This is a genomic window from Rhizobium sp. P1_E1, assembly GCF_056406015.1.
Genome location: NZ_JBFUAY010000095.1, coordinates 1 through 21,817 on the forward strand (window position 1 = coordinate 1; position 21,817 = coordinate 21,817).

Here is a 21,817-nt window from a genome sequence, read left to right on the forward strand (position 1 = left end):
GCCCGGTACGATGCCCTGATAGTCGACCGGCACGACGACAATCGCATTGACTTTCTGCGCTATGAAGTTGTCGATCTGATCGAGTTGCTTGCTGACGTCGTTGTTGGCGTCGGAGAAGCTCACTTCGACTGCCGGATCGGATTTCGACGCTTCGATGAAGGCGTTTTTGCGCGCCATGACGAAGACGTCCGTATCCGCCATATTGGCGTAACCGACGACGAATTTGTCCGCGGCGAATGCAGCGCCGGTGGAGATCCCGGCAAGGGATATGGCGCAGGCGAGAGCGAGTTTGGAAATGGCTTTCATTTGGTCCTCCCATAGAGTTTCAGATTCATTCCGGATGCGGGAAATCCCGCCGACAAAGAGGTGGTTCCTCAGCAGGCGCTAGCCCGCCGAAGAACATCGGTCATGCCTTCTTTTTGCTGCGGGCAGACTTCGTCCAGACATCGAGGATCACGGCGATCGCGATGATCAGACCCTTGATGATCTGCTGCCAGTACGAGCTGACATTCATGAGATTGAGCATGTTGTTGATGACGCCGATGATCAGCGATCCGATAATTGTGCCGGTAATGGTTCCGGTGCCGCCCATCAGGCTGGTGCCGCCAACGACCACCGCGGTGATCGCGTCGAACTCATAGCCGACGCCGCCGGCCGGTTGACCGGAATTGATGCGAGACATGAGGACGATGCCTGCGACGGCGCACAGAATGCCGTTGAAGATGAAAGCCTTCACGACGATGCTGTCTGGATTGATGCCGGAAGCGCGCGCGGCACGCTCATTGCCGCCTACCGCATAGACGTATCGGCCGAACTTGGTCTTGTTGAGAAGAATCCAGGAAATGACGATGACGATCGCGAGGATGAGCACGGAGATCGGTACTGGGCCAAGCGAGCCTTGCCCGATCACTTTGAAGTCGCCCAAGCCCGTCACGGGCGATCCACCCGTATAAAGGAGCACTGCGCCGCGTGCGACGGTCGTCATTGCCAATGTCATGATGAACGACGGGATGCGGAAGAAGGTGATGACGAAACCGTTTACGATGCCGGTCAGAATGCCGACTGCTACGCCCGCGACGACCGCGAGGATGACGCTGGCGGTGATGGCCATTACGCTCGCGGCGATGACCCCACAGAGCGCGAGAACAGATCCCAGCGATACGTCGATATGTCCCAGAATAATGATAAAGGTGACGCCGCATGCGAGAAGGCTAACCACCACAACCTGACGAAGGACGTTGGTCAGGTTGGCTTCCGTCAAGAACGTCGGGCTCAAAATCGACGCGAGGATGCAGATTCCGACGAAGATGAGAACCGTGCCGTACTGCCGGTAGATCTGGGAAAAGCTCATGTTTCGAGAGCCTGAAATCACCTGGCCTCCTCGTTTCACGGCCGCCTCTGCGCGTTCGATACTCATCAGTGTCCTCCCGTGGCGAGGCGCATGATGTTTTCCTGCGTGGCCTCGTTCCTTGTTAGTTCGCCGGTCACCCGGCCTTCGCTCATCACCACCACGCGGTCACTCATGCCTAGGATCTCGGGCAGTTCAGATGAGATCATGACGATCGCCAGCCCCTGACGAGCGAACTCGGTCATCAGTCTGTGAATTTCGGATTTCGACCCGACGTCGATGCCTCGTGTGGGTTCGTCGAGAATGAGCAGCTTCAGATCACCCAGCAGCCACTTGGCGAGAACGATTTTCTGTTGATTGCCGCCGCTGAGGTTTTCAACGATCATTGCCGTATCGGGCGTCTTGATCTGGAGCATCTTGATCATGCGCTGGGAAGCTGTCTCTTCCTGCCGCTCGCTGATGAAAAGGCCGGAAGCGAACTTCTTGAGGTTCGCAAGCGAGATGTTCTCGCCGACGGACCGGCAAAGCACCAGACCTTCCGCTTTGCGATCCTCTGAGACCATGGCGATGCCGTTGGCGATGGCATCCTTCGGGGACATGAGCTTTAACGGTTTTCCGTTCAGACGGATGACGCCCGCGTCCGCCGCGTCCAGGCCGAAGATCACCCGGGCGACCTCTGTCCGCCCTGCGCCGATCAGGCCGGAAAGGCCAATGATCTCGCCGGCGCGCACCTCGAAGCTGACATTTTCGAAGCTGCCGTCACGAGAGAGGTTCTCGACGGAAAGGACAATCTCGCCGATCGGCACTTCCTCTTTCGGAAAAATACTGGAGATCGTGCGGCCGACCATCTGGGAAATCAGCTTTGCGGGCTCATATTCGCTGGCCGGGGCGGCAGCGATGAACTGGCCATCACGCATCACCGTGATGTCGTCGGCGATCTGGAAGATCTCGTCCATCTTGTGTGTGATGTAGATGATCGCGACGCCTGCTGCTTTCAGGTCTGCGATCTGTCTGAAGAGCATCGCGACTTCCGTGTCGCTGATCGCCGACGTCGGTTCGTCCATAATCACCAGAGAGGCCTCGCGCGAAATCGCCTTGACGATCTCGATGAGTTGCATCGTCGCGATGGACAGGTCTCGCATCTTGGTTTGGGGGCTGTATTTCAGACCCAGCCGATCCAGGAGCGTCTGCGTATCTGAATTCATGCGATCGAAATCGACAAACCGGGACAAAATGCCTGTCCGGCCGTAAGTGGGTTCGCGGCCGAGAAAGATGTTTTCGGCGATGGTCATGTCGAGCACCGGGCTGAGTTCCTGATGGATCATCGAGATCCCTCGGTCCAGTGCGGCTGCGGCGCTTTGGTGGTCGAGCTTTTCGCCTCTGAAAAGGATTTCTCCGCCGTCGATCGCGTAGATACCGCTCAGAATCTTCATGAGCGTCGACTTGCCGGCGCCATTTTCCCCGACGAGGACATGGACGGTGCCGGGACGAACCTTCAGGCTCATGCCATCGAGCGCGAGAACACCAGGGAAGGCCTTGGTGATTGAACGCATTTCAAGAACGAAGCCGGCTCCGCTATCTATAGGCGTGCGATGGCCTTCGCCGCCTGAAAGCGGCGCCACCTTTTGCAAGGTCGCAGACATGAGAGTATTTCCTCCAAATGAGAGAGCTCTCCCAAGCCCTCCCGCCAAATTGGCTTTTGCTGAAAGATGAAATTGCGAAAATTCCGCCAGCTGTCAACGAAGCTGTGGATTTTTCTCCCAAAACCTCTCATAAATAGCGTCAGATTATGAGAGGCTTATTATGTCACGCCCAACGATCCCCGACTTGGCAAAAGCCGCGAATGTAAGCATTTCAACAGTCGACCGCGTGTTGAACGGTCGCGACCCCGTGCGCCCACAGACGGCGGAGCGGGTTCTTAACGCCGCCCGCCAGATTGGTTTCCATGGCGTGACGGCCATCGCCCGGCGACTCGAGCACGACAAGCCGGTGATCAAATTTGGCTTTCTTCTCAAGCAGTCTCACCGCAAGCTTTATCAAATGTGGGGCGATGTTCTCGTCGCGGCGACCGAAGCATTTCCCGACGCCCATGGAAGGGCCATCGTTAGATTCATGGACGATCTTGCGCCCGACAAGGCTGCCGAGGCGATCTACGCTCTCAGTCGCGAAGCCGACGTCATTGGAATGATCACCTCCGACCACCCGCAGGTGAACCACGCCGTCGATGGTCTTGCAGCAGAGAACATTCCGGTCGTGACCATGATTTCCGATATTTCCACTGCCTCCCGCGCAGCCTATGTCGGCAACGACTGCGTCAAAAAGGGCCGCACGGCCGCGTGGTTCATAGCCGGGCTGAATGGCAATGGCGGCAAGGTTTCCGTCTTCGTCGGAAATCACCGATATCTTGCGCAAGAACTAAACGAAATGGGGTTTCGATCATACTTCCGGGAGAGCGCGCCGGGCTTTCAGATGCTGGAGACGGTTGCAACCCTTGAAGAGCCCGAAATTGCTTATGAGGCCACGCGTCACCTTCTACAGACCGAACCAAATTGGGTCGGGCTTTACGTTGCCGGCGGCGGCATCACCGGTGTGATGCGAGCTCTGCGGGAGGATGGTGGACCGGCAGCCAAACGCCTTGTGGTCATAGCACACGAGCTCACGAATGAAACAAAAGCCGGTCTTGCTGAAGGATTGATCAAGGTCGTCCTATCTCACCCGGCAAAGCAGTTGGGGGAGACCTTGGTGCGCGCAATGGCGCAAGCTCTCGATACCGACCGATCACCGACCGTGTCGCAGCACATTGTACCCTTCGACTTCTACACAGCGACTAATATCTAAGAAAACTGCCTGGTGATACGTTGGCGGCCGTTGTGACATCGCCCCCTGGCCTTTTCTCAATACTCTGCGGGCACCTCATATACTTCTGCAGCTGGATCCTCGAGGAATGAGCGCACCGTCGGTGGTAGCTGGCGCGACGATAGCGGGACAGGTCCACAGCGCGCAAGTAGTTCACGCAAGTCTGGCTCGGTGCCGACATGCCGCCAGATCATCCGCGAGGCATAGGGGAGGTTTTCCCTTCGCCACGAAATTCCCATCGTCGTCCCACGTAGATAGACGCGCTGATACTCGTCGAATGGCAGGAGGATAGTCTGCGACATCATGGCGTTCGGTCCGACGACACGCTGCGTGATGAAGATCCGGTTCCGATAGAAGGCCGCCAAGCCGAGATATTTCGAAAACTGTTGAATGCCGCTTCCGAGGTCTCGAAGCCGCTCCATCGATTTGGCCTGCACCAATCCACCCTGCTCGATGAGGCGGCTGCACGAACAGACAACCATCCCGGGCCAGGATGGCGAACGATAATAGGTCTGAAAATAACCGATATGACGCCTGAGCGCGGCTAGGTTTCCGGGAAACGCTTTGAGAAGCTCTGAACCTCCGTTGCTACCGAGGACGGGTTTGTGAAGTCGCTCGCGAAACTGCTTGGGAGCGAGGCCAAAGTCGGCTGCATCAAGATCGAAATAGTTGGCGATGCGAGCCAGATTATGGGCGGAAGGCCTCGTCTGGCCGTTGATGTATCGATTGAATTGTTGCCGGTTGATATCGATTGCACGGCACAGATGCGAAATTGAACGTTGCGTTGCGCAGGCGATTTTGAGGTTCTCGACCAGGTGAGGCATCCGTAACTCCGTCTTCTCGTGAACTAGCGTAAACTCGCTTAAGGATGCGTCAAGTCGCGAAATTGCGTGAGCCGACCCAGCCTCTACGTTCCCACTTACAAATGAAAAAGAGGGGACCGTTATGACGCATCAAAAGGATCGATCTTCGCAGCCGAGAATCGGCCGCCGCCACTTCCTCGGCGGTGCCGTCGCGCTCGGCGCCTTGCCGGCCCTCGCCTCGGGCCTCCTGATGCCGCGTGACGCACGGGGGCAGGAAGCCAAGCGTGGCGGCCATCTGAAGCTTGGCCTTAAGGGCGGCGCCACCAGCGACGCGCTCGACCCGGCAACATACAGTGCCTCGGTACTGTTCGTCATTGGCCGCCTCTGGGGCGACACACTTGTCGAATCCGACCCCAAGACTGGCGCACCCCTGCCCTCGCTGGCAACTTCCTGGACGCCGTCGACGGATGCTTCCATCTGGACCTTCAAGATCAGGAACGATGTACGGTTTCACGACGGCAGCAAGATGACCGTCGCCGACATTGTCGCGACGCTGAAGCGGCACGCGGACAAAAACTCGCAGTCGGGCGCTCTTGGGCTCATGGCGTCAATTGCAAGCATTGAAGAAAAGGCGGGCGACCTTGTCCTGACGCTTTCGGAAGGCAATGCGGATCTGCCTCTCCTTCTCACCGACTACCACCTGATTATCCAACCCAAGGGCGGCGTCGAAAATCCGGCAGCAGCAGTCGGCACCGGTCCTTACATTCTGAAAAGCTTCGAACCCGGGGTCCGCGCCACATTCGAGAAAAACCCAAAGGATTGGCGCTCCGACCGCGGCTTTGTCGACAGCGTCGAAATACTCGTCATCAACGACAACACCGCGCGCGTTGCGGCGCTTGCCTCCGGCCAGGTCCATTTCGTCAACAGCATCGACCCGAAGACAGTTCCCATGCTGCAGCGGGCACCGACTGTGAGTATCATCCGGAATGCAGGCAAGGGCTTCTACTGCTTCCTGATGCATTGCGACACGGCGCCCTTCGACAACAGCGACCTTCGTCTCGCGTTGAAATATGCCATCGATCGTCAGTCGATCCTGGACAAGGTTCTCGCCGGCTATGGAACGATCGGCAACGACTATCCGGTCAACTCCAACTACCCCCTGGCGCCGACCGATATCGAGCAACGGCCCTATGATCCCGACAAGGCCGCCTTCTACTTCAAGAAATCGGGTCTCGACCGTCCAATTCTGTTGCGCACCTCCGACGCAGCCTTCCCGGGCGCCGTGGATGCGGCGATCCTGTTCCAGCAAAGCGCGCGCAAGTCCGGGATCACGATCGACGTGAAGCGCGAACCGGAAGACGGCTACTGGACTAATGTCTGGAACAAGCAGCCCTTCTGCGCCTCCTTCTGGGGCGGTCGCCCGACACAGGATTCGCGCTATTCCACCTCCTATCTATCGACCGCCGAATGGAACGACACGCATTTCAAGCAGCCTGACTTCGACAAGTTGGTATTGCAGGCGCGGTCTGAGCTCGATGAAGCCAAGCGCAAGGTGCTTTATCGACAGCTGGCTTTGATGGTGCGAGACGATGGCGGTCTGATCCTGCCCGTCTTCAACGACAACATCATGGCCTCTTCGAAGACGCTGAAGGGCTATGTCGACGACATCGGCAACGATATGTCGAACGGCTACGTCGCGACGCGTGTCTGGCTGGACGCCTGATGCCCGAAGCCGGGCGAATAGGGCGCGCGCGGATTCTAACCAATCTGTCCCGCATTGGCGGAAATTGATCTTCACTCTGGCAGTGCATAGCGCGTCAGCAGAGCCTCGCCCTCTTCGATGGCGATCTCGATCACYTCGTTCACCAGATCCGGAGATCCGGCGAGTTCCCGCAGAACGAGCGTGAACAATTCCCGCTGCTGCATCGGCAGAACCTGCGGCACGATGATCACCAAGCCAGCATGCAGATCCTCTCGCGCATGGAGTTTCCTGAAGTCGCGGGCATTGTTCGTCACGAAGGTAAAATCTTCCGCGACGATCCGAGGCATCAGATCCCAATCGGTCTCGCCGCTCAGGCCCAGCCAATTGACGTGGAAGCAATCGTGGCCGTGATGTTGAGCCACGGCCACGAGCGATGTGTGCAAGCATTCATCGACGAGAAACTTCACGTAGCCGTGCCCGAGGGCTTTTCGGTACCGGCCTTTCCGAGAGGCAAGCGCTTCACCGACTTCACTTTCAGTCCCTGCTCCGACAACTTTCGTGGCCGCCCACGGGCAGGATGAGCCGCTACCCAGATTTCGGCGAGGTCCACCATGCGCGCAGTGAGAGCCGGATAGCCCTCGACGATCTCGTCCGTGGGAGCGCCTTGCAATTTCATCGCAGCGATTGTTCGGACAGGAACGCGCGTTCCTTTGAAGACCGGCTCACCGCCAACCACACCTTTCACGCTGTGGATGATCTTGTCCGCTTCCCTGAGCGCTTCGCCACGCGCGGCCAAGCGCTCCCTCGCTCTCGCGACGTCGACGATCAGATAGTCGTCTGCTCTGACCGTGTCGGCTTCAGGATTTTCGTCGATGGCGGCAAAGAGGCGCTTCCGGCGCTCGGCGGAAAGGATTGAGCCGACGCCGAACCAGAGTTTCAGGCGCAGCAGATCGTCGTCAGTGATCGCTCGGCTTCGGTGGCCGGTAGAGGGGCTTCCAATGATTCGTTTGTCGATCGCGTTGTGTACCGACTTAATGCCGATCTCACTCACGGCAGCCGCCTCAGTGGGTGTGTATTCGCGAAGTCCTGCAGCCATAATTAATATTCTCCTTCGAAAGAATATATATGATTCACGGGTAATTCGCAATGTGGCTGCTCAACGACATCGATCCGCAGACTTGGCTTGCTGACGTCCTGGCCCGCATCGCCGACACGCCAATCAGTAAGCTGGTGCAATTGCTTCCGTGGAATTGGCAGCTACACGGACTGAACGCTCAAGCAGCCTAATCTGCGGCCTTCACCGGATGCTTACGATAAATCCGATCCATCGAAACAGAATCTCACCATGCACATATGCTGCCCGAGTTGCTTTGTGCATTCCATTAGCGACTTCCAATAAATACTGACAGATTTCACTGGAAATCAACGACCCGGTYTACTGGACAATGAGGTTTGAAAAATCCAACGWGAAGCGTTTCTGCTGAAGAACGGCGTTCATGATGGCAGACGCCAGAGGGAAATAAGCGAGCGGATCTTCATCGGTATGTTGCTTCTCAAGCGCCATATTCGCCAGAACCCGCGCTGTATCCACACCTTCGACCGTTTCGCCAAACAGTTCGCTCGACAACATTTCAACGACTGTGCGGCCAGTTCCCAATCCCTGGCGGAGGCGGCTGTTACGCCCTCCGCCAACAGTGACGTGCAGATCGCCCAGTCCGGCCAGCCCGAATGCCGTTGTGGTTTGCCCGCCCAGGGTGCAGGATGGGGATAACGGCAGTGGTGCCACCTTCAGCTATGGCTGGTGAGGCGGTTCACAACAGTCCAAAAAGGCGATGTCACGTCGTTTCGGCAGCGCATGTTCGCCGCTTTCCCCGAGGCGACCCCAATGGTGATCACCTACACAATCGCGTCGAACATCCGGACATCTTTTTGGCCGTTGCCTCAGAGGAAGTCGCGCACAACACTGGCACCGCCCCCAATCCTGACCGGCTTTCCATCAGCTATGGCAACAGCCTGCCGGAGTGGCTCGGCCGGGGTCGTGTTGATGAAATGGGATGTTGTCCCGCCTGCCGCGCAGACGATCATCGACGTCCAGATCGAGAAGATTCAGAAGATGTCGAAATAGGTCGAAGCAAGCGAGCGCTAGTGACCTGATCGGCTACGGTAGCCGCCACGCGGTCGCGCAGCTCCCGCTCTCACTCGGCGGTCCTCAGGTATCGATGTGGGAACTAGGCGTAGATTTTATCACCAAATGGTGCTAGTTAAAGCGCCTGAACAGGATAAGAAACGATGCGATCGACTATCAATCTAGACGACACTCTCATGGAAAGGGCCAGGTCCCTGACCGGCACAAAAGAAACCGCTGCTATAGTCCGCCAGGCGTTGGAGACGCTTGTTCGAGTAGAGTCCGGAAAACGCCTCATCGCGCTCGGCGGAACTATGCCCGATGCAGAGGCAGCTCCACGTCGCCGGAGCGCAGCTGCCAAGTGATACTGGCAGACACTTCTATATGGATCGATCATTTCCGCCATGTTGATGCGGAACTTCGGACGATCATTGAGGACGATCGTCTACTCTGCCATCCGGCTGTAGTTGGCGAACTGGCGCTTGGCAGCCTTCGAGATCGCGGGCGCGTGATAGCGTTTCTGGCAGCCCAGCGCCAAGCGTTCGTCGCAACGCATGACGAAGTGATGACAATGATTGATCGTCACGGCATTTTCAGTATGGGCATCGGCTATACAGATGCCCACTTGCTCGCCTCGATACTGCTTGATCGGCGAGCGGCGTTATGGACCAGGGACAAGCGTCTTCAGGCGGCGGCCAAAAAGGCAGGCGCTTCATTGCATAAGCCGGCCAATGCTCGCAACTAAACACCTAAATAGTTCTGCCGATCTTTCGCATTTTTCCGATCGTTCGCCTTGAGCAGGTTCGAACCGGAGACCCGTGGTTCGCGCACAGATTTGAGAATGCGTTTTCAATCGTTTTCGCCGGTGAACAGGTTGGCGCAATGGTGCGTCCTTTCGGTATCAACCTTGAGAAGGCCGGCCACCTGCTTTATATGATGCGTGATGAGGCGGATATGAGAACGACCTTGGCAATCGACGACGATGTCCTGATCGCCGCAAAGGCGATGGCAACCCAGCAGCACCGGAGCGTCGGCGAGGTCATTTTTGAGCTGGCGAGACGTTCTCTGCGCCGACCGCCCAGCAGCCGCGAGCGCAATGGCATTCCTCTCCTGTCAGCTCGGCCGGATGCGCCGCCAGTGACGCTCGAAATCGTGAACGCCTTGCGTGACGAACTGCAGTGACTTTCCTGCTCGACGTCAATGTGCTGATTGCCTTAATCGATCCGGGCCATGTAGCCCATGATGATGCGCACGAATGGTTCGCGGCGATGGGTCAGACCGCGTGGGCTACCTGCCCCATTACCGAAAATGGTGTCATCCGGATTGTCGGCAACCCCAAATATCCCAACTCTCCCGGTTCACCGTCACTCGTGATGGAGATCGTCCGCAAATTGCGGTCGCTCCCCGGTCACAGTTTTTGGCCGGACGATGTGAGCCCTGTCGGGTCAGGTGATATYGCTGCCACGAAAATTCTAACATCGGGGCAGGTAACTGTTTCATTCAGTTTTGTAACGGCTTCTTCCGTGCGTTGGGTTCGCAGGCGTTCCACCTGCTCCTTGGCTTCCGCGATTTGCGAGCCGGTTGTTGCCTGTTCAGAGGCGATGGCAGCGCTTGCCCCAACAGATCGGCGTCGATGCCCAGAAGCTCCGTGTAATCTGATCGATTGATCAGCCCCCGTTCGACCGGCGACTGCTTGCCTTGCAGCTCGTCCTTTACGACCTCGGCCTGCTTCTGAACTGCAGCTTCCTGCTCGCGTAAGCCAGATAAGGTTTGATCTAGCTGTTCAAGGCGCCATTTGAGAATGGTCTGTTCCGACCGGAAACGGGCCATGCGGGCGTTGAATTCCTTCTCTTCCTCCAGGATGAGCTCGCTTCATTAAATAATCGACATTCGCCTTGAACAGGATCGACCCGGCGTTGGCTAATCGTGAAGCACCTGATAGGACCGCCGAGTATGAGGTCTTGGCACCATCTTCAGAGAGCCTCGGACCGGATCGGAGAGCTTTGATGGGCTGGAAAACACCGAAGATCGAATACGTGAATGGCTATAAGATCGTTGAAGTTGAAGGGCCCAGCTTCAAAGTCTACGATGGCGACCGTCAGCTCGGGGACGATTTCCCCTACCCCGGCGAAGCTGCTGCTTACGCAACCTCGTTGCCAAAACGGGATCATCCACGCAGCTAGGCGAGAAGCCGCGGAAGATCATTGAAAACCCTTTATGGCAGCCTTAACGAATGTGGAACAGGATTTGACCAGCTCCCAACTTTCTCCGCCGCTGGAACTGCTTGGGTGGTCAGAATTCTTCGCGGACCAGGTCCAGCCCAGCGAAGCTGACTTGATCCCCAGACGCATTGCTTCCGTTCACCGGGCACGCATCGAGGCAATCGATGTCACCGGGCCGGTCGGACTGGAATTTCCAGCCAATACCAATACTGGTGACTACGCGGTCGGCGACTGGGTTCTTGCCGATCCACTGACCGACATGCTCATCAGACGTCTCGACCGAAAAAGCGTCTTTCAGCGACGACCGGAAGGCGGGCGTGGCCAGCAACTTGTTGCCGCCAACGTCGACACCCTGTTGATCGTGACCTCGTGCAATGCCGATTTTAATCTTGCTCGGCTGGAACGTTACCTGATCATGGCCAACCAGGCCGGGAGCAATCCGGTGATTGTGCTGACAAAGGCCGACACCGCGGAAGATGCCGGCATGTTCCAGGCGCAAGCCGAGGCTTTGCAGCGTGACCTGCCTGTCATTGCCTTGAATGGGCGCTCCGCGGACGCAGTTTCCCTGTTGAGGCACTGGTGCGGCATCGGCCAAACAGTTGCGTTGGTGGGGTCTTCTGGTGTCGGAAAATCAACACTGGTGAACACCATGACCGGGCCTGAATCTGACACAAAGCAAAAGACAGGCACCATCCGCGAATATGACGCGCAGGGCCGACACACAACCACCGCACGATCCCTGCATGCAATTTCAGGCGGCGGCTGGGTCATCGATACCCCGGGAATAAGGACGCTTTACGTGAGTGATGTTACCGACGGTATCGACACCCTCTTTGCTGAAATAACCGAACTGGCGCCGCTTTGCCGCTTTCGCGACTGCACCCATGCCCATGAACCGGGGTGCGCCGTTCAGGCAGCTGTCGCAAGCGGTGCCCTGGTCGCCGATCGCCTGGAACGCTGGCGGAACCTGCTTACAGAAAATCGCGACCGGACACCGGTCGTGAGCGGACCCCGCGGCAACAAGATCGTCCGCAAGAAGAAATATTGAAAGTGTTGAACGTTTGCGACGGTGCTCATCGGCGTCAGCCACGATCCGCCACCTGAATTGGCTGGGCTGGGGATAGCGTCAGCGCTCAATGATTGGGATTGCGGTCAAGAAGAAGACCCTGCAAACGGCCGCTCCCCGCTTGTGCGGGATATGTCTTTGAACAAACGAGATGCGGACGTGCTTTCTCTAGCTGTCCCGCTCGTGCAAATCGCCTTGGGCCTCGAACTCTCGGCACCATATTTGTCTTCGGCTCTTCGAATCAAATCAACAGCTTGGCTGTCGAAGCTGAAGACAGCCTATACTCCAAGCGGAAGTTCAATTTCTTCGCGGTTTCTTTTTGCGCCCTCGATCAGGACCGTGTTGAATCGCTCGGCATCTTGTGCCGGCAGCATTCCCGCCCCGGTTCGAATACCTTCTTGCCAGGCAGGCCCGCGCTCCCATGCTTCGTTGTAGACGAGCGCCAAGTCGGCAGATCGCCTTGTCTGCTGCAGGGCTTCAAAGAGCAGCGCAGCTTGACGAACGTCCTTTTCTCGCTTCGCCAGTCCCTGCCGGTCAGTGTGTCGGCGGCTGGCGACTATGAGCTTGTGGACCGCATACCGGGACGGATCAGGGACGACGACTGAGACACCGCTTCGGTGGAGCAGCATTGTCCTGACGGGTTCCCTTATGAGGAAGTCGAGAAAGCGTAGTGGATCCGCGCTGGCGCCACCAAGGGCGGGCATCTTCGCCGGCTGGTCGATGTAGTCATCAGAACCACGGTTCGACGTCAGGAACTCAACCCTGTAGCCGTTGGCGTTCTGAAACGCCGACGAGGCCGCGGACCCCGATCGATGTGGAACTGGCCGGAAGCTGGGGTCGACGCCCTGCAGCAGCTCAACGATCGGAGGCAGACTGTCTTCAACCTCGCGACTGATGGCGTGGTCCTGGGCGATGTCCGCATCGCCGGTCAGGATCGCAGCCATGGGGAGGCGGACGCCCAGCAGTCCTGCATAGCATTGAAAGGCCACCGTGCCGATGAGAACACCTCGGAGCCGAAAGAGACCGCCATCGGCAAGAGCCTCGACGATGTCGCCCGACATGGCATCAGGGGCGATCATCCCGCCTTCGCGGGTCAGGGTATTTACCAAGCGCCTGCGAGCGCGTAGATCGTCCTTGTCCCGCTTATGATCAGCTACGCGCCGCGCGATATCCGGATCTTCAGCAGAACCGACATAACGACGTTTCGTACCACCATGTCCATCTGGGATGTCGAAGTACCAGTACTTGCGCCCCTTGATGTTCGCCGGAGTGAACCGACCCTCTGGAGGGAAATCGGCCGTCCAGGCGGCGTCGAGCGAGCGCTGACCGAGCTCGGCGAGCATCGTCTGATACATGAGGTCGATGGACTTCATAAGTTCGACTCCGGCGTTATACTGTTTTTCAAAAACAGTATAACCGCCGAGAGGATAGGTCGCAAGATAGGATGCTTGCCTTCGCGCAGGGCGCCAACAATCTCCGCAGCAAAGCGCGAGCGCTCTTTAATCGTCGGCCCGTCATACCGGTCGCAAGGCGCTCCCACGGAGGAGATCGTCGAGGGCTATCCGGCTCTCACTGCGCGCATGGTGGACCTGGCCGAAATCTGGGCAGCGGCTCATCCTGCCCGTGGGCGGCCACGAAAATTGTCGGAGCAGGGACTGAAAGTGAAGTCGGTGAAGCGATTGCCTCTCGGAAAGGCCGCCACCGAAAAGCCCTCGGGCACGGCTACGTGAAGTTTCTCGTCGATGAATGCTTGCACACATCGCTCGTGGTTCTGCCGATGCAGCAGCGGATCTGCCGGGGGCGAGCCTCCAGGTCGTTTGCGACATGGATGCRGATCGCGCCCGCAAGGTGGCGGACGCCTACRGCGCTCACGACGTCGACTCAGACCCGACCGGGTGTCCGCYCGTCYGGACGTGGACGCAGTTATCATCGCAAGCCCCGATTTCACGCACGCGCCCTTGTCGCTGTCCTGCATAAGAGCCGGCAAACGGGCTCTCTGCGAAAAGCCGCTGTCGCAATCTTCGAAAGAATGCTTGGAGATCATGCAGGCGGAAGAAGCCGCGGGAAAGAAGTTCATAATGCTCGGCTTCATGCGCCGCTTCGATCAATCCTATGTGGAGATGAAGCAGGCTCTGGAGCACGGTGCGATTGGCCGCGCCCTGATGATGCACAACTTTCATCGTAATGTCGCGACGCCCGCGTCGGACTTCACCGGAGCGATGGCAATCACCAATTCCGCCCCGCACGAGTTCGATGTCGTCCGACATGTTCTCGACACCGAATACGTATCGATCTCCGCCTTCCAGCCGAAGCGCTCCGACGCGCTGGTCGCACCGGTTTATATGGTGCTCGAAACCGCCGATGATCAACTCGTGAATATCGAGATCAACAATAACGCGGCCTACGGATACGACGTGYGCGCGGAACTGGTGGGCGAGAAGGCGACCATCGCCATGAACGCCGTCAACTACACCCGCGTCGACCGGGAGCTCGGCCAGAGCACAAGCTACGAAGCGGATTGGCGCGGCCGCTATGCCGAAGCCTATCGCCGCCAGAACCGCGCTTTCATTCGGTTCGTCGAGACCGGAGTGTTCCCGCACATCGCGTCGAGCAGTTGGGACGGATACTGCGCCGCAAGGGTCGCCGAAGCCGGCGTCACGGCCTTGAACGACGGCTGCAAGGTTCCCGTCGAAATGATTTCCAAACCGGAGTTTTACGCATGAAGCTTGGATTCGTATCAGACAGCCTCGGCGGCCTGCCCTTCGAGGCAATGCTGGATCACGCGCAAAGGCTGGGCGTCTCCGGCGTCGAGGTCAACACCTGTGGCTGGTYGACGGCGCYGCATTTCGATCTATCGACGATCCTGCGGGACAAGAACGCGCAGAAGTCATTCCTCAGAGCTTTCGCCGACCGGGAACTTGAAGTGGTAGGCTTGAACGCCAACGGAAATCCCCTGCATCCGACCGATCATGGCCAGGGGCAGGGTCTTGAGGATACGATCCGCGCAGCCGGCGAGCTGGGTATCAAGACCGTCTGCGCGATGTCGGGACTTCCAGCCGGGAATGCCGCCGACACCATGCCGAACTGGGTGGTCTCCTCATGGCCGCCGGAAACGCAGGCTATCCTTCGCTACCAGTGGGAGGAGAAGCTCCTCCCGTACTGGACCAGGATCGTGGCACTAGCGAGAGAGCACGGCGTGGAACGCATTGCGCTGGAACTGCATGGCAATCAGTGCGTCTATAACGTCCCTTCGTTGCTGAAGCTTCGCGAAGCCGTTGGCCCGGTCGTCGGAGCAAACCTGGACCCGTCGCATCTCTTCTGGATGGGTGCCGATCCTCTTGTCGCCGCAGAAGCGCTCGGCGGAGCCGTATACCACGTTCATGCCAAAGATACCCTCCTCAACACTCCGAAGCAGGCCGTCACCAGCCTTTTGGAGAACGGCAGCCTAATGGATATCCCGGCGCGTAGCTGGTCCTATATAACGCTGGGATTTGGCCACGGCGAAGAATGGTGGCGGCAGTTCTGCTACAGGCTGAAGATGGCCGGTTACGATGGCTGGCTCTCGATAGAGCATGAGGATGTGCTTCTGAACAGCCTTGAAGGACTGGAGAAGTCCGTCGCTCTGTTGCAGGGCGTGATGCCGGTCGCAGCCAGCGATTTCAAGCCGCAGGCGATCTAGTCGGAGCGAAACACGCCCGACTGCACTTCGCATATCTTATGTGTGGCGCCGCCTCTGTGCGGGCTTCGGCTGAGTTGCGTGAAGTCAGCTCTTTTGAAAGTGAGCGCAATGCTACAGGATCGGAACTCTCCTCCTCCCTCAACACTGCAGGAGCTGAAGCGCCTGATCGCCAGCCGGCAGCTGGTATTTCCCGTCGGTCTCGAACGGGTCGCAAGGGAGATCCTGGAAAGGCCGGAAATAACGGCCTTTGAAAGTGCTGCCGCGGTGGCGCGCAGGTGCCGCGTTTCTCCAACAACGGTCCATCGGCTTGTCCGGCACATTGGATTCCAAAGTTTCGGCGAGCTTCGTGTGATAATAAGAGAAGATATCTGCCGCACTGCCGCTAGTCATCGCTGAAGATCCGCGATTTCTGCGGCCCCATCGGCGGTGATCGGCGGAGTTTCCTGGCGAACTTTACGACAAGGAGATCGACGAAGCACGGAATGCAGCTAGAAATGGCGACGCGCGGGCCATAAAGGCCCTGAAGCTAATGTTCGATAAGATGAAGTTTCCCAAGGTGGCAATTTTCGTATTTGCGCGCAAAGGTGATCGGGAGAATGCGGAGCCTTTATGGGCAGCATCCGGACTCTAGGGACGCCTGCGGATGCCATTCGCGAAGTCTCTTGGGGCGGAAACTGCGGAAGATGAAAACGGATGCTGTCGAGGAGACCGCTTGCTTTTGTAAGCTATCGGATCCGCAGGCGATGTCATTGCACAATCCGTACGAATGCTTTCGAGATCCTGCCAATCGGTCTTTGCGGGTAGGTGCATGCAACCCGGCGATTCCGTCAGGTGAGTTCTTACTTCATGCTGTTCTGAAATCGGCAGGACGCTCCATCCGCCAGCACCCCTTCTATTTTTTTCCGCGCCGGGGTGAGAGATCGAGGACAGATGGGGGCTGCAAGAACGCATCGCGCTTTCGAGAAGTACTGACAGATCACGGTCCTCCGCCGGCGGTGGGAAGAAACAGCAGAATGCCCGGATCAATTGAGTTCCGGGCATCCATAATCAGGTTAGGCTGTCAAGCTGCCTCACGGAAACCGATGATGGCCTTGGTCTCAAGGAATTCAGCGATCGCCATCGGACCCCATTCACGTCCGTTGCCGGACTGCTTGTAGCCGCCGAAGGGCGCAGCCAGATCAAGATTAACATTGTTCAGGTAGACTTGGCCGGCACGCAGGCGACGCGCGACAGCTTCGGCCGCAACCCGCTCACCCTGGACATAGGCAGCAAGGCCGTAGGTCGTGTCGTTGGCGATCCTCACCGCTTCCTCCTCGTCGGAATAGGCGATGATGACCAGGACTGGCCCGAAGATTTCTTCGCGCGCGATCGTCATGTCGTTGCGAACGTCAGCGAAGATCGTGGGCCGGACGTAAAAGCCAGCATCAAGTCCGTCGGGACGGCCGAGCCCTCCAGTCACAAGCGTGGCGCCTTCATCGAGACCCGACTGGATCAGACGCTGGATTTTGTTCCATTGCGCTTCCGAGGCCACCGGTCCCATCTTTGAATTAGAAGAAGGATGGCCGACCGACCACGTTTCGGCGGCCGCCTTGGCATAGCTGATTGCTTCGGCAACCTGATCGACATGGACCAGCATCCGAGATGGTGCGCTGCAGTTCTGTCCGCTGTTCAGCATCATCTGGGCCACGCCCCCTTCGACAGCAGAAGCGAGGTCCGCGCTACGGAGAACGATGTTGGGTGACTTCCCCCCCAGTTCCTGATGTACCCTTTTGACTGTGAGCGCACCGGTGCGAGCCACCTCGATCCCAGCCGCAGTTGAGCCGGTGAAGGAGACAAGGTCCACCTCGGGATGGCTCGTCAAAGCATTGCCGACAACGCGGCCATTTCCATGAACAAGGTTGAACACGCCCTTGGGTATTCCGGCGTCATGGAGGATTTCGGCAAGGATCGTACCTGAGAACGGCGCGATTTCAGACGGCTTCAACACCACGGTGCAACCCGCAGCAAGTGCAGGTGCCACCTTTGCGGCCATCAGCATCAAGGGCCAATTCCATGGCGTGACCAGCGCACAAACGCCGATCGGCTCGCGCACGACTTCACTTGTGCCAAGAGGCTCATCAAATCGGTAGGTCTCAAGCGCTGCTCGTGCAATCTTGAAATGGGCAACGCCGACGGTCACCTGCAATTGCTCTGAAAGCCATTGCGGCGCGCCCATTTCATCCGTTACCGCGAGGGCTAGGTCGCTCACTCGCTTGTCGTAGGCAGCTATAATCCGGTCGAAGAGCGAAATTCGCTCCTCAATCGAGGTGAGTGAATACGGTTCAAATGCCTTTCGCGCGGCTGAAACCGCGTCGTCCACATCACTTGCATCGCCTAGCGCGACTTGACCAACGACGCTTTCGTCCGCGGGGTTGATAACATCGATCACGGCCGTGCYTTTGGGCTGTACCCAGGCTCCGTCGATATAGAATTGAAGATTGTTGCGCATGAATATGCTCCATCATTGTTGACGGAAACACAAGTATATTTTGTACACCTAGCGTCAATTAGGCACTTAAAGTAGCCCTGGTAGGGCACAGTATACCTGGTCCGAGTTCTCTTTCCCGAACCGCCGCGAGCCCGTATCGGACCTCCTGCAGTCGCTCTCGTCGCGTTAAAGACGTAACTGGATTAGCGATCTGTCCGCGCCCTTCTGCCCGCCATCTATGCTGTCGAAAGCCTCTCTTGCTGCGGTGACCTCCGGCAGTTTTACCAGTGTCCATTTGTGAAGTTCCTGGAGTGGCTCCCGTAACGTGCGGCCCAGCGGCGTCACCTGATACTGAACGGCGACCGGCGAGAGTGAAATCACCTCTCTCGCTATCAGGCCGTTGCGTTCGAGCCGGCGGAGGCACTGAGTGAGTGCTTTTTGCGTGACACCTTGCAGCCGACGGCGAATGGCGTTGAAGCGCTGCGGTTCGTCGTCGAGTACGGCAAGCACCATCATTGACCACTTATCAGCAATCTGATCGAACAAGGCCCGGCTCGGGCATTCAGAAGAAAAGCAGAGCGGTTCAAGTTCGAGCATGACGGTTTCCTTCGATATACCTAGGCGACTTGAAGTGCCTAATTGACGCTAGGTTTACATGGTATACCGGTGGGCCCGTTAAACGCAACGGAGTTCTACTGAGGGCCAGTCCCGATACAAGCAGTCTTTTCCGCCCCATCGCCAACCGATCGCTTGAACTCAAAAATCGCATAGTTATGGCGCCGATGACCCACCTTTTTGCGCCCGAAGGCGTGCCGGGGTCAGCGAGTGCTGACTGCCCATCGGCGCCGGGCAGAAGGTCGCGCCGGAATGATACTGTCTGAAGGGGCGGTGATTGTGCAGAGGCAATGAACGCAAGGGCATTGGGTCTATACCGCCGGACTTGTGCTCGTGCGGCAAAAGCCGGGATCGGCCAACGGCGTCATGTTCATTACCATCGAGGACGAGACAGGGCGGGCCGACACTCTTCGAAAAACGCCGGCGGATCGTTCTCGAATCGTCGATGATGGCGATCAATGGCCGGATCCAACGGGAAGGGAAGGTCGTCCATCTTGTTGCCCAGCAGTTGTTCGACTGGTGTCAAGCGATTTGGCCGCTCTGGCTGATAGTGACGAACAGTTCAAGCGAACGGCGGAGAGGGCAACGAGTTCGCGCATTGCAGGGAACGGGCGTAAATTTCTAACGATCACAGCGCTTCCGCGATCGCCAGAACCTTCAAAAAGCTTTCGTCTTCCGGGGCCAAATGCTGGAATTTATTCAAGCGTGCGGTCGCGCCTTCGCTGACTACGAATTTGAGCTTGGGCGCCCAGGGATGGCTTAAGATTGATTTTGAGAAGCCGCCGTCGCTCGACGCATATATGTGACGACGACGCTCAACCCGAAGGCCCTTGTGTTCGGACTTGTTCTTCTACCTCCGCCGAGCGCGTCGGACTTCCTGCCAAAGCTTATCATTTTCGTTGCCTTGGCAAGCATAGTTGCCGTGATTTGGGGTTTGATCGGCAGGTTGACGCAGGTCGGTGCGCGAAGCCATTGGCGGCTGACGATACTTCAGCGGACCGCGTCCGTGTGGTTCGCTATCGTGTCCTGCACGGTTGTCGCGGGGCTGTTTCAAAGGGCGAATGCCCAGGAGGTCCGTGAACTGGCGCAACGATCGGCACAGGCTGCCAAGGAAATCAAGGCGCTCATTCAAACCTCAAGCGGTGAAGTTGCTACTGGTGTTGAACTCGTTTCGAAAACAGGCGGCTCATTGAAGCAGATCGGGGAACTGGTGGTCGCGATGAACAAACACGTCGATGCCATTGCGGCGTCGTCGCGCGAGCAAGCCGTGGGGCTGGCCGGTGGAACAGTTTGACATGCTTTCGGAGCAAGCTACGCGCGACCAAGTGGTCATGCGTGGCTCCTCAAAATCCGCCAAACCCGACAAGCATTCCAACCCCATGAGTGGAGGGGACATGGCCCGACATCTGTCAGAGACAGCTCGATATTGGATCCTGCAGAAACTGATCGCGCTTAATCGCACCATTCGCCCCGGCCCACGTACCCCTCAAGGGCATCATTCTCGACACCGAGACCACGGGCCTCAGTGTTCGCAAGGATGAGATTATCGAGATTGGCGTGATCGCTTTCACTTTCGATGCGGCAGGACGTATTCCTCGTCCGCCATCGCGTTATATCGATAGGAGCGATAACCGGCCGCCGGCGTGAAATTGCGGTGATAGGCTTCAAGATGGGGGAGCAGGGAGGCGATCGCATCCAAGGCCTGCCGCTCGCCTTGCGTTTCGGGACATTCCAACCGGTCGCGAATTTCTGAAAGCACCGCCTCACGGTCGATCGTAATGACTTTTCCATCATTGACGACAAGGCGACCGCCGACGAACACCTGGGTGATGGCATGTCGTCCGCCGCGATGCAGGAGGCTTTCTACTGCCGGCGTCCGAACGTTCACATGCGGCCTTCCGATCTTGCGGCGATCCATCAGCACGATATCGGCCTGATGACCTGGTTCGAGCCGGCCCGTAAAGCCGCCGAAGCCCACGGTTCTAGCACCGTGTTCCGTCGCCATCTGCAGCACGGCACCAGCATCAGGACGGTCGTTCCACAGGCCTGTTTCGCGGTGTAGTGCCCAGACGAGCTTCATTTCAAGCGTCATGTCGCGGTCGTCAGCTATATTCGACTGGTCTATGCCGAGTGCTACCGGAATGTCGCGCCGGCGCATTTCGTTGACGGGGGCGATGCCGCTGCCGAGCCGCAGGCCGGATGAGGCATTGTGGCAAATGCTGCAGCCGCAATCGGCTACGATGTCGAGATCCGCGCGGCTCATCCAGTTGCCGTGCCCGAGGGTGACGTTCGGACCGAGGCATTCGAGCGCCTTCAAATGCTGAACGGCGCTATGGCCAAATTTATTGTGGGCGAAGTTCGATTGCCGCTCGGTTTCCAGGAGATGCATATGAACCTGCGCGTCGGTCTCCCTCGCCGTTTCGAAAATCGTGTGCAGGCATTCATCCGTACACCAGTGCAGATTGGCAGGGGCGAGATTGATGCGGACGTGATCCGGCCGAGCGTCGAACCAGCTTTCTCTGAGCGCACGGTAAAATGTCATCAGATCTGCGATTGGGATGTTGGACGCGTGGAGTTTGGGCGCGATCCAACTGCGGACGGTGTCCGGAAGGGTGGCCAGCACCTTGGCATCCTCGTCATAGGTGAGAATGTTGCGGTCGCGGATCATGAAGGAAAAACCGGCCCGCATGCCTATCTCGATATAGGCCTCCAGCGTGGCATTTGCCGTCGCCATCCAGTTCTCCGGTGCGCCGGCAAGCCCGCTGTTGATATGCTGCACCATCGTCGTTCCGCTTTCCAGCATCTCGATGGCCGAATAGAGCGTGTCGAGCCGGACATCGATTTGGCGCATCGCCCGGAATTGCGGCAGCCAAAACTCCAGGAGAGCAAAGGGTACGCCCTGCATAAGCGGCGTGATCCCGAAATGGTGATGGC

Annotated in this window: 23 protein-coding genes and 6 pseudogenes; 17 read left to right on the forward strand and 12 right to left on the reverse strand. The window is 57.9% G+C overall.

What is annotated here, in order from left to right; all coding sequences use genetic code 11:
- From AC1D1Z_RS24505 to AC1D1Z_RS24515, 3 genes are all read right to left on the reverse strand, one after another.
- Positions 1-306, reverse strand: a 306-nt coding sequence (locus AC1D1Z_RS24505; protein ID WP_477851819.1) for a sugar ABC transporter substrate-binding protein, incomplete at its 3' end; no start/stop codon positions are given.
- Positions 307-406: 100 nt separating this feature from the next.
- The gene (locus AC1D1Z_RS24510; protein ID WP_018517231.1) at positions 407-1,417 is read right to left on the reverse strand and encodes an ABC transporter permease; all 1,011 of its coding nucleotides are present in this window, start codon (positions 1,415-1,417) and stop codon (positions 407-409) included.
- Positions 1,417-2,991 (reverse strand): sugar ABC transporter ATP-binding protein, encoded by a 1,575-nt coding sequence (locus AC1D1Z_RS24515; RefSeq protein WP_018245314.1) that lies wholly within the window; start codon positions 2,989-2,991, stop codon positions 1,417-1,419. The genes AC1D1Z_RS24510 and AC1D1Z_RS24515 overlap by 1 nt, the downstream gene beginning before the upstream one ends.
- A gap of 160 nt (positions 2,992-3,151) precedes the next feature.
- Between AC1D1Z_RS24515 and AC1D1Z_RS24520 the strand changes: the two genes are divergently transcribed.
- A complete protein-coding gene (locus tag AC1D1Z_RS24520; protein ID WP_018245315.1) occupies positions 3,152-4,186 on the forward strand; it encodes a LacI family DNA-binding transcriptional regulator in 1,035 nt (344 codons plus the stop codon).
- A gap of 56 nt (positions 4,187-4,242) precedes the next feature.
- Here the strand turns inward: AC1D1Z_RS24520 and AC1D1Z_RS24525 are convergent, their stop codons facing one another.
- Positions 4,243-5,028, reverse strand: a complete 786-nt coding sequence (locus tag AC1D1Z_RS24525; protein WP_018245316.1) for a helix-turn-helix domain-containing protein — start codon at positions 5,026-5,028, stop codon at positions 4,243-4,245.
- A 121-nt stretch (positions 5,029-5,149) separates the two neighbouring features.
- On the opposite strand from AC1D1Z_RS24525, the gene AC1D1Z_RS24530 reads away from it, so the two are divergent.
- Positions 5,150-6,730: an ABC transporter substrate-binding protein gene (locus tag AC1D1Z_RS24530; RefSeq protein ID WP_018245317.1), complete on the forward strand. Its 1,581-nt coding sequence runs from the start codon at positions 5,150-5,152 to the stop codon at positions 6,728-6,730.
- A 71-nt stretch (positions 6,731-6,801) separates the two neighbouring features.
- Here the strand turns inward: AC1D1Z_RS24530 and AC1D1Z_RS24535 are convergent, their stop codons facing one another.
- Both AC1D1Z_RS24535 and AC1D1Z_RS24540 read right to left on the reverse strand, forming a co-directional pair.
- Complete coding sequence (locus AC1D1Z_RS24535; protein WP_018245318.1) at positions 6,802-7,176, reverse strand: DUF5615 family PIN-like protein; 375 nt, start codon at positions 7,174-7,176, stop codon at positions 6,802-6,804.
- Entirely contained in the window at positions 7,173-7,805 is a 633-nt protein-coding gene (locus AC1D1Z_RS24540; protein ID WP_018245319.1) for a DUF433 domain-containing protein, read from the reverse strand. The genes AC1D1Z_RS24535 and AC1D1Z_RS24540 overlap by 4 nt, the downstream gene beginning before the upstream one ends.
- Positions 7,806-7,864: 59 nt before the next feature.
- On the opposite strand from AC1D1Z_RS24540, the pseudogene AC1D1Z_RS24545 reads away from it, so the two are divergent.
- Positions 7,865-7,996 (forward strand): annotated as a pseudogene (locus tag AC1D1Z_RS24545) (transposase domain-containing protein); the annotation flags it as partial.
- Positions 7,997-8,144: 148 nt separating this feature from the next.
- Here AC1D1Z_RS24545 and AC1D1Z_RS24550 read toward each other — a convergent pair.
- The gene (locus tag AC1D1Z_RS24550; RefSeq protein ID WP_477851827.1) at positions 8,145-8,495 is read right to left on the reverse strand and encodes a hypothetical protein; all 351 of its coding nucleotides are present in this window, start codon (positions 8,493-8,495) and stop codon (positions 8,145-8,147) included.
- Between the two features lie 99 nt (positions 8,496-8,594).
- Here AC1D1Z_RS24550 and AC1D1Z_RS24555 point away from each other — a divergent pair, with 99 nt between their 5' ends.
- The 5 genes and pseudogenes from AC1D1Z_RS24555 to AC1D1Z_RS24575 form a co-directional block, all read left to right on the forward strand.
- Entirely contained in the window at positions 8,595-8,834 is a 240-nt protein-coding gene (locus AC1D1Z_RS24555; RefSeq protein WP_155256963.1) for a hypothetical protein, read from the forward strand.
- A 164-nt stretch (positions 8,835-8,998) separates the two neighbouring features.
- A complete protein-coding gene (locus tag AC1D1Z_RS24560; protein ID WP_018245323.1) occupies positions 8,999-9,199 on the forward strand; it encodes a type II toxin-antitoxin system VapB family antitoxin in 201 nt (66 codons plus the stop codon).
- Positions 9,196-9,579, forward strand: coding sequence for a type II toxin-antitoxin system VapC family toxin (locus tag AC1D1Z_RS24565; RefSeq protein ID WP_018245324.1), 384 nt, complete (start codon positions 9,196-9,198; stop codon positions 9,577-9,579). Before AC1D1Z_RS24560 ends, AC1D1Z_RS24565 begins: the two co-directional genes overlap by 4 nt.
- 209 nt (positions 9,580-9,788) lie before the next feature.
- Positions 9,789-10,016 carry a CopG family transcriptional regulator gene (locus tag AC1D1Z_RS24570; protein WP_085990123.1) on the forward strand — a complete coding sequence of 76 codons (228 nt, stop codon included), beginning with the start codon at positions 9,789-9,791 and terminating at the stop codon, positions 10,014-10,016.
- Positions 10,013-10,351: pseudogene (locus AC1D1Z_RS24575) on the forward strand (PIN domain-containing protein); the annotation flags it as partial. The gene AC1D1Z_RS24570 and the pseudogene AC1D1Z_RS24575, both read left to right, overlap by 4 nt.
- Here AC1D1Z_RS24575 and AC1D1Z_RS24580 read toward each other — a convergent pair.
- Positions 10,335-10,664: a hypothetical protein gene (locus AC1D1Z_RS24580; protein WP_018517229.1), complete on the reverse strand. Its 330-nt coding sequence runs from the start codon at positions 10,662-10,664 to the stop codon at positions 10,335-10,337. The pseudogene AC1D1Z_RS24575 and the gene AC1D1Z_RS24580 overlap by 17 nt on opposite strands.
- A gap of 176 nt (positions 10,665-10,840) precedes the next feature.
- Here AC1D1Z_RS24580 and AC1D1Z_RS24585 point away from each other — a divergent pair, with 176 nt between their 5' ends.
- Both AC1D1Z_RS24585 and rsgA read left to right on the forward strand, forming a co-directional pair.
- Positions 10,841-11,017 (forward strand): hypothetical protein, encoded by a 177-nt coding sequence (locus AC1D1Z_RS24585; RefSeq protein WP_018071841.1) that lies wholly within the window; start codon positions 10,841-10,843, stop codon positions 11,015-11,017.
- 34 nt (positions 11,018-11,051) lie between these two features.
- Positions 11,052-12,104: a ribosome small subunit-dependent GTPase A gene (gene rsgA / locus AC1D1Z_RS24590; RefSeq protein WP_018245326.1), complete on the forward strand. Its 1,053-nt coding sequence runs from the start codon at positions 11,052-11,054 to the stop codon at positions 12,102-12,104.
- A gap of 296 nt (positions 12,105-12,400) precedes the next feature.
- Here rsgA and AC1D1Z_RS24595 read toward each other — a convergent pair whose 3' ends face one another.
- A complete protein-coding gene (locus AC1D1Z_RS24595) occupies positions 12,401-13,495 on the reverse strand; it encodes a nucleotidyltransferase family protein (protein ID WP_018245327.1) in 1,095 nt (364 codons plus the stop codon).
- 153 nt (positions 13,496-13,648) lie between these two features.
- Here AC1D1Z_RS24595 and AC1D1Z_RS24600 point away from each other — a divergent pair.
- The 4 genes and pseudogenes from AC1D1Z_RS24600 to AC1D1Z_RS24615 form a co-directional block, all read left to right on the forward strand.
- Positions 13,649-13,852, forward strand: a pseudogene (locus AC1D1Z_RS24600) (DUF433 domain-containing protein); the annotation flags it as partial.
- Between the two features lie 52 nt (positions 13,853-13,904).
- Positions 13,905-14,845: pseudogene (locus tag AC1D1Z_RS24605) on the forward strand (Gfo/Idh/MocA family oxidoreductase); the annotation flags it as partial.
- Complete coding sequence (locus AC1D1Z_RS24610) at positions 14,842-15,801, forward strand: sugar phosphate isomerase/epimerase family protein (RefSeq protein ID WP_477851823.1); 960 nt, start codon at positions 14,842-14,844, stop codon at positions 15,799-15,801. The pseudogene AC1D1Z_RS24605 and the gene AC1D1Z_RS24610, both read left to right, overlap by 4 nt.
- A 108-nt stretch (positions 15,802-15,909) precedes the next feature.
- Complete coding sequence (locus AC1D1Z_RS24615; RefSeq protein WP_018245308.1) at positions 15,910-16,197, forward strand: MurR/RpiR family transcriptional regulator; 288 nt, start codon at positions 15,910-15,912, stop codon at positions 16,195-16,197.
- Positions 16,198-16,861: 664 nt separating this feature from the next.
- On the opposite strand, the gene AC1D1Z_RS24620 is transcribed toward AC1D1Z_RS24615, so the two are convergent.
- Positions 16,862-18,289 carry an aldehyde dehydrogenase family protein gene (locus AC1D1Z_RS24620; RefSeq protein WP_477851824.1) on the reverse strand — a complete coding sequence of 476 codons (1,428 nt, stop codon included), beginning with the start codon at positions 18,287-18,289 and terminating at the stop codon, positions 16,862-16,864.
- Positions 18,290-18,454: 165 nt separating this feature from the next.
- Positions 18,455-18,865: a winged helix-turn-helix transcriptional regulator gene (locus tag AC1D1Z_RS24625; protein WP_018245306.1), complete on the reverse strand. Its 411-nt coding sequence runs from the start codon at positions 18,863-18,865 to the stop codon at positions 18,455-18,457.
- Between the two features lie 296 nt (positions 18,866-19,161).
- Here AC1D1Z_RS24625 and AC1D1Z_RS24630 point away from each other — a divergent pair.
- The 3 genes and pseudogenes from AC1D1Z_RS24630 to AC1D1Z_RS24640 all read left to right on the forward strand — a co-directional run.
- Positions 19,162-19,482: pseudogene (locus AC1D1Z_RS24630) on the forward strand (hypothetical protein); the annotation flags it as partial.
- A gap of 464 nt (positions 19,483-19,946) precedes the next feature.
- Positions 19,947-20,162, forward strand: a pseudogene (locus tag AC1D1Z_RS24635) (methyl-accepting chemotaxis protein); the annotation flags it as partial.
- A gap of 176 nt (positions 20,163-20,338) precedes the next feature.
- Entirely contained in the window at positions 20,339-20,530 is a 192-nt protein-coding gene (locus AC1D1Z_RS24640) for an exonuclease domain-containing protein (RefSeq protein ID WP_312860767.1), read from the forward strand.
- Here AC1D1Z_RS24640 and AC1D1Z_RS24645 read toward each other — a convergent pair.
- The coding region (locus tag AC1D1Z_RS24645) for an amidohydrolase family protein (RefSeq protein ID WP_477851825.1) at positions 20,451-21,817 on the reverse strand (1,367 nt) is incomplete at its 5' end. The two genes, AC1D1Z_RS24640 and AC1D1Z_RS24645, sit on opposite strands and share 80 nt — an antisense overlap.

What these genes read in the sequence shown, in the direction of transcription:
- AC1D1Z_RS24510 (WP_018517231.1), bottom strand. Translation starts at nt 1,417, where the DNA reads ATGAGTATCGAACGCGCAGAGGCGGCCGTGAAACGAGGAGGCCAGGTG.
- AC1D1Z_RS24515 (WP_018245314.1), bottom strand. Translation starts at nt 2,991, where the DNA reads ATGTCTGCGACCTTGCAAAAGGTGGCGCCGCTTTCAGGCGGCGAAGGC.
- AC1D1Z_RS24520 (WP_018245315.1), top strand. Translation starts at nt 3,152, where the DNA reads ATGTCACGCCCAACGATCCCCGACTTGGCAAAAGCCGCGAATGTAAGC.
- AC1D1Z_RS24525 (WP_018245316.1), bottom strand. Translation starts at nt 5,028, where the DNA reads ATGCCTCACCTGGTCGAGAACCTCAAAATCGCCTGCGCAACGCAACGT.
- AC1D1Z_RS24530 (WP_018245317.1), top strand. Translation starts at nt 5,150, where the DNA reads ATGACGCATCAAAAGGATCGATCTTCGCAGCCGAGAATCGGCCGCCGC.
- AC1D1Z_RS24540 (WP_018245319.1), bottom strand. Translation starts at nt 7,805, where the DNA reads ATGGCTGCAGGACTTCGCGAATACACACCCACTGAGGCGGCTGCCGTG.
- AC1D1Z_RS24555 (WP_155256963.1), top strand. Translation starts at nt 8,595, where the DNA reads ATGGTGATCACCTACACAATCGCGTCGAACATCCGGACATCTTTTTGG.
- AC1D1Z_RS24560 (WP_018245323.1), top strand. Translation starts at nt 8,999, where the DNA reads ATGCGATCGACTATCAATCTAGACGACACTCTCATGGAAAGGGCCAGG.
- AC1D1Z_RS24570 (WP_085990123.1), top strand. Translation starts at nt 9,789, where the DNA reads ATGAGAACGACCTTGGCAATCGACGACGATGTCCTGATCGCCGCAAAG.
- AC1D1Z_RS24580 (WP_018517229.1), bottom strand. Translation starts at nt 10,664, where the DNA reads ATGGCCCGTTTCCGGTCGGAACAGACCATTCTCAAATGGCGCCTTGAA.
- AC1D1Z_RS24585 (WP_018071841.1), top strand. Translation starts at nt 10,841, where the DNA reads ATGGGCTGGAAAACACCGAAGATCGAATACGTGAATGGCTATAAGATC.
- rsgA (WP_018245326.1), top strand. Translation starts at nt 11,052, where the DNA reads ATGGCAGCCTTAACGAATGTGGAACAGGATTTGACCAGCTCCCAACTT.
- AC1D1Z_RS24595 (WP_018245327.1), bottom strand. Translation starts at nt 13,495, where the DNA reads ATGAAGTCCATCGACCTCATGTATCAGACGATGCTCGCCGAGCTCGGT.
- AC1D1Z_RS24615 (WP_018245308.1), top strand. Translation starts at nt 15,910, where the DNA reads ATGCTACAGGATCGGAACTCTCCTCCTCCCTCAACACTGCAGGAGCTG.
- AC1D1Z_RS24625 (WP_018245306.1), bottom strand. Translation starts at nt 18,865, where the DNA reads ATGCTCGAACTTGAACCGCTCTGCTTTTCTTCTGAATGCCCGAGCCGG.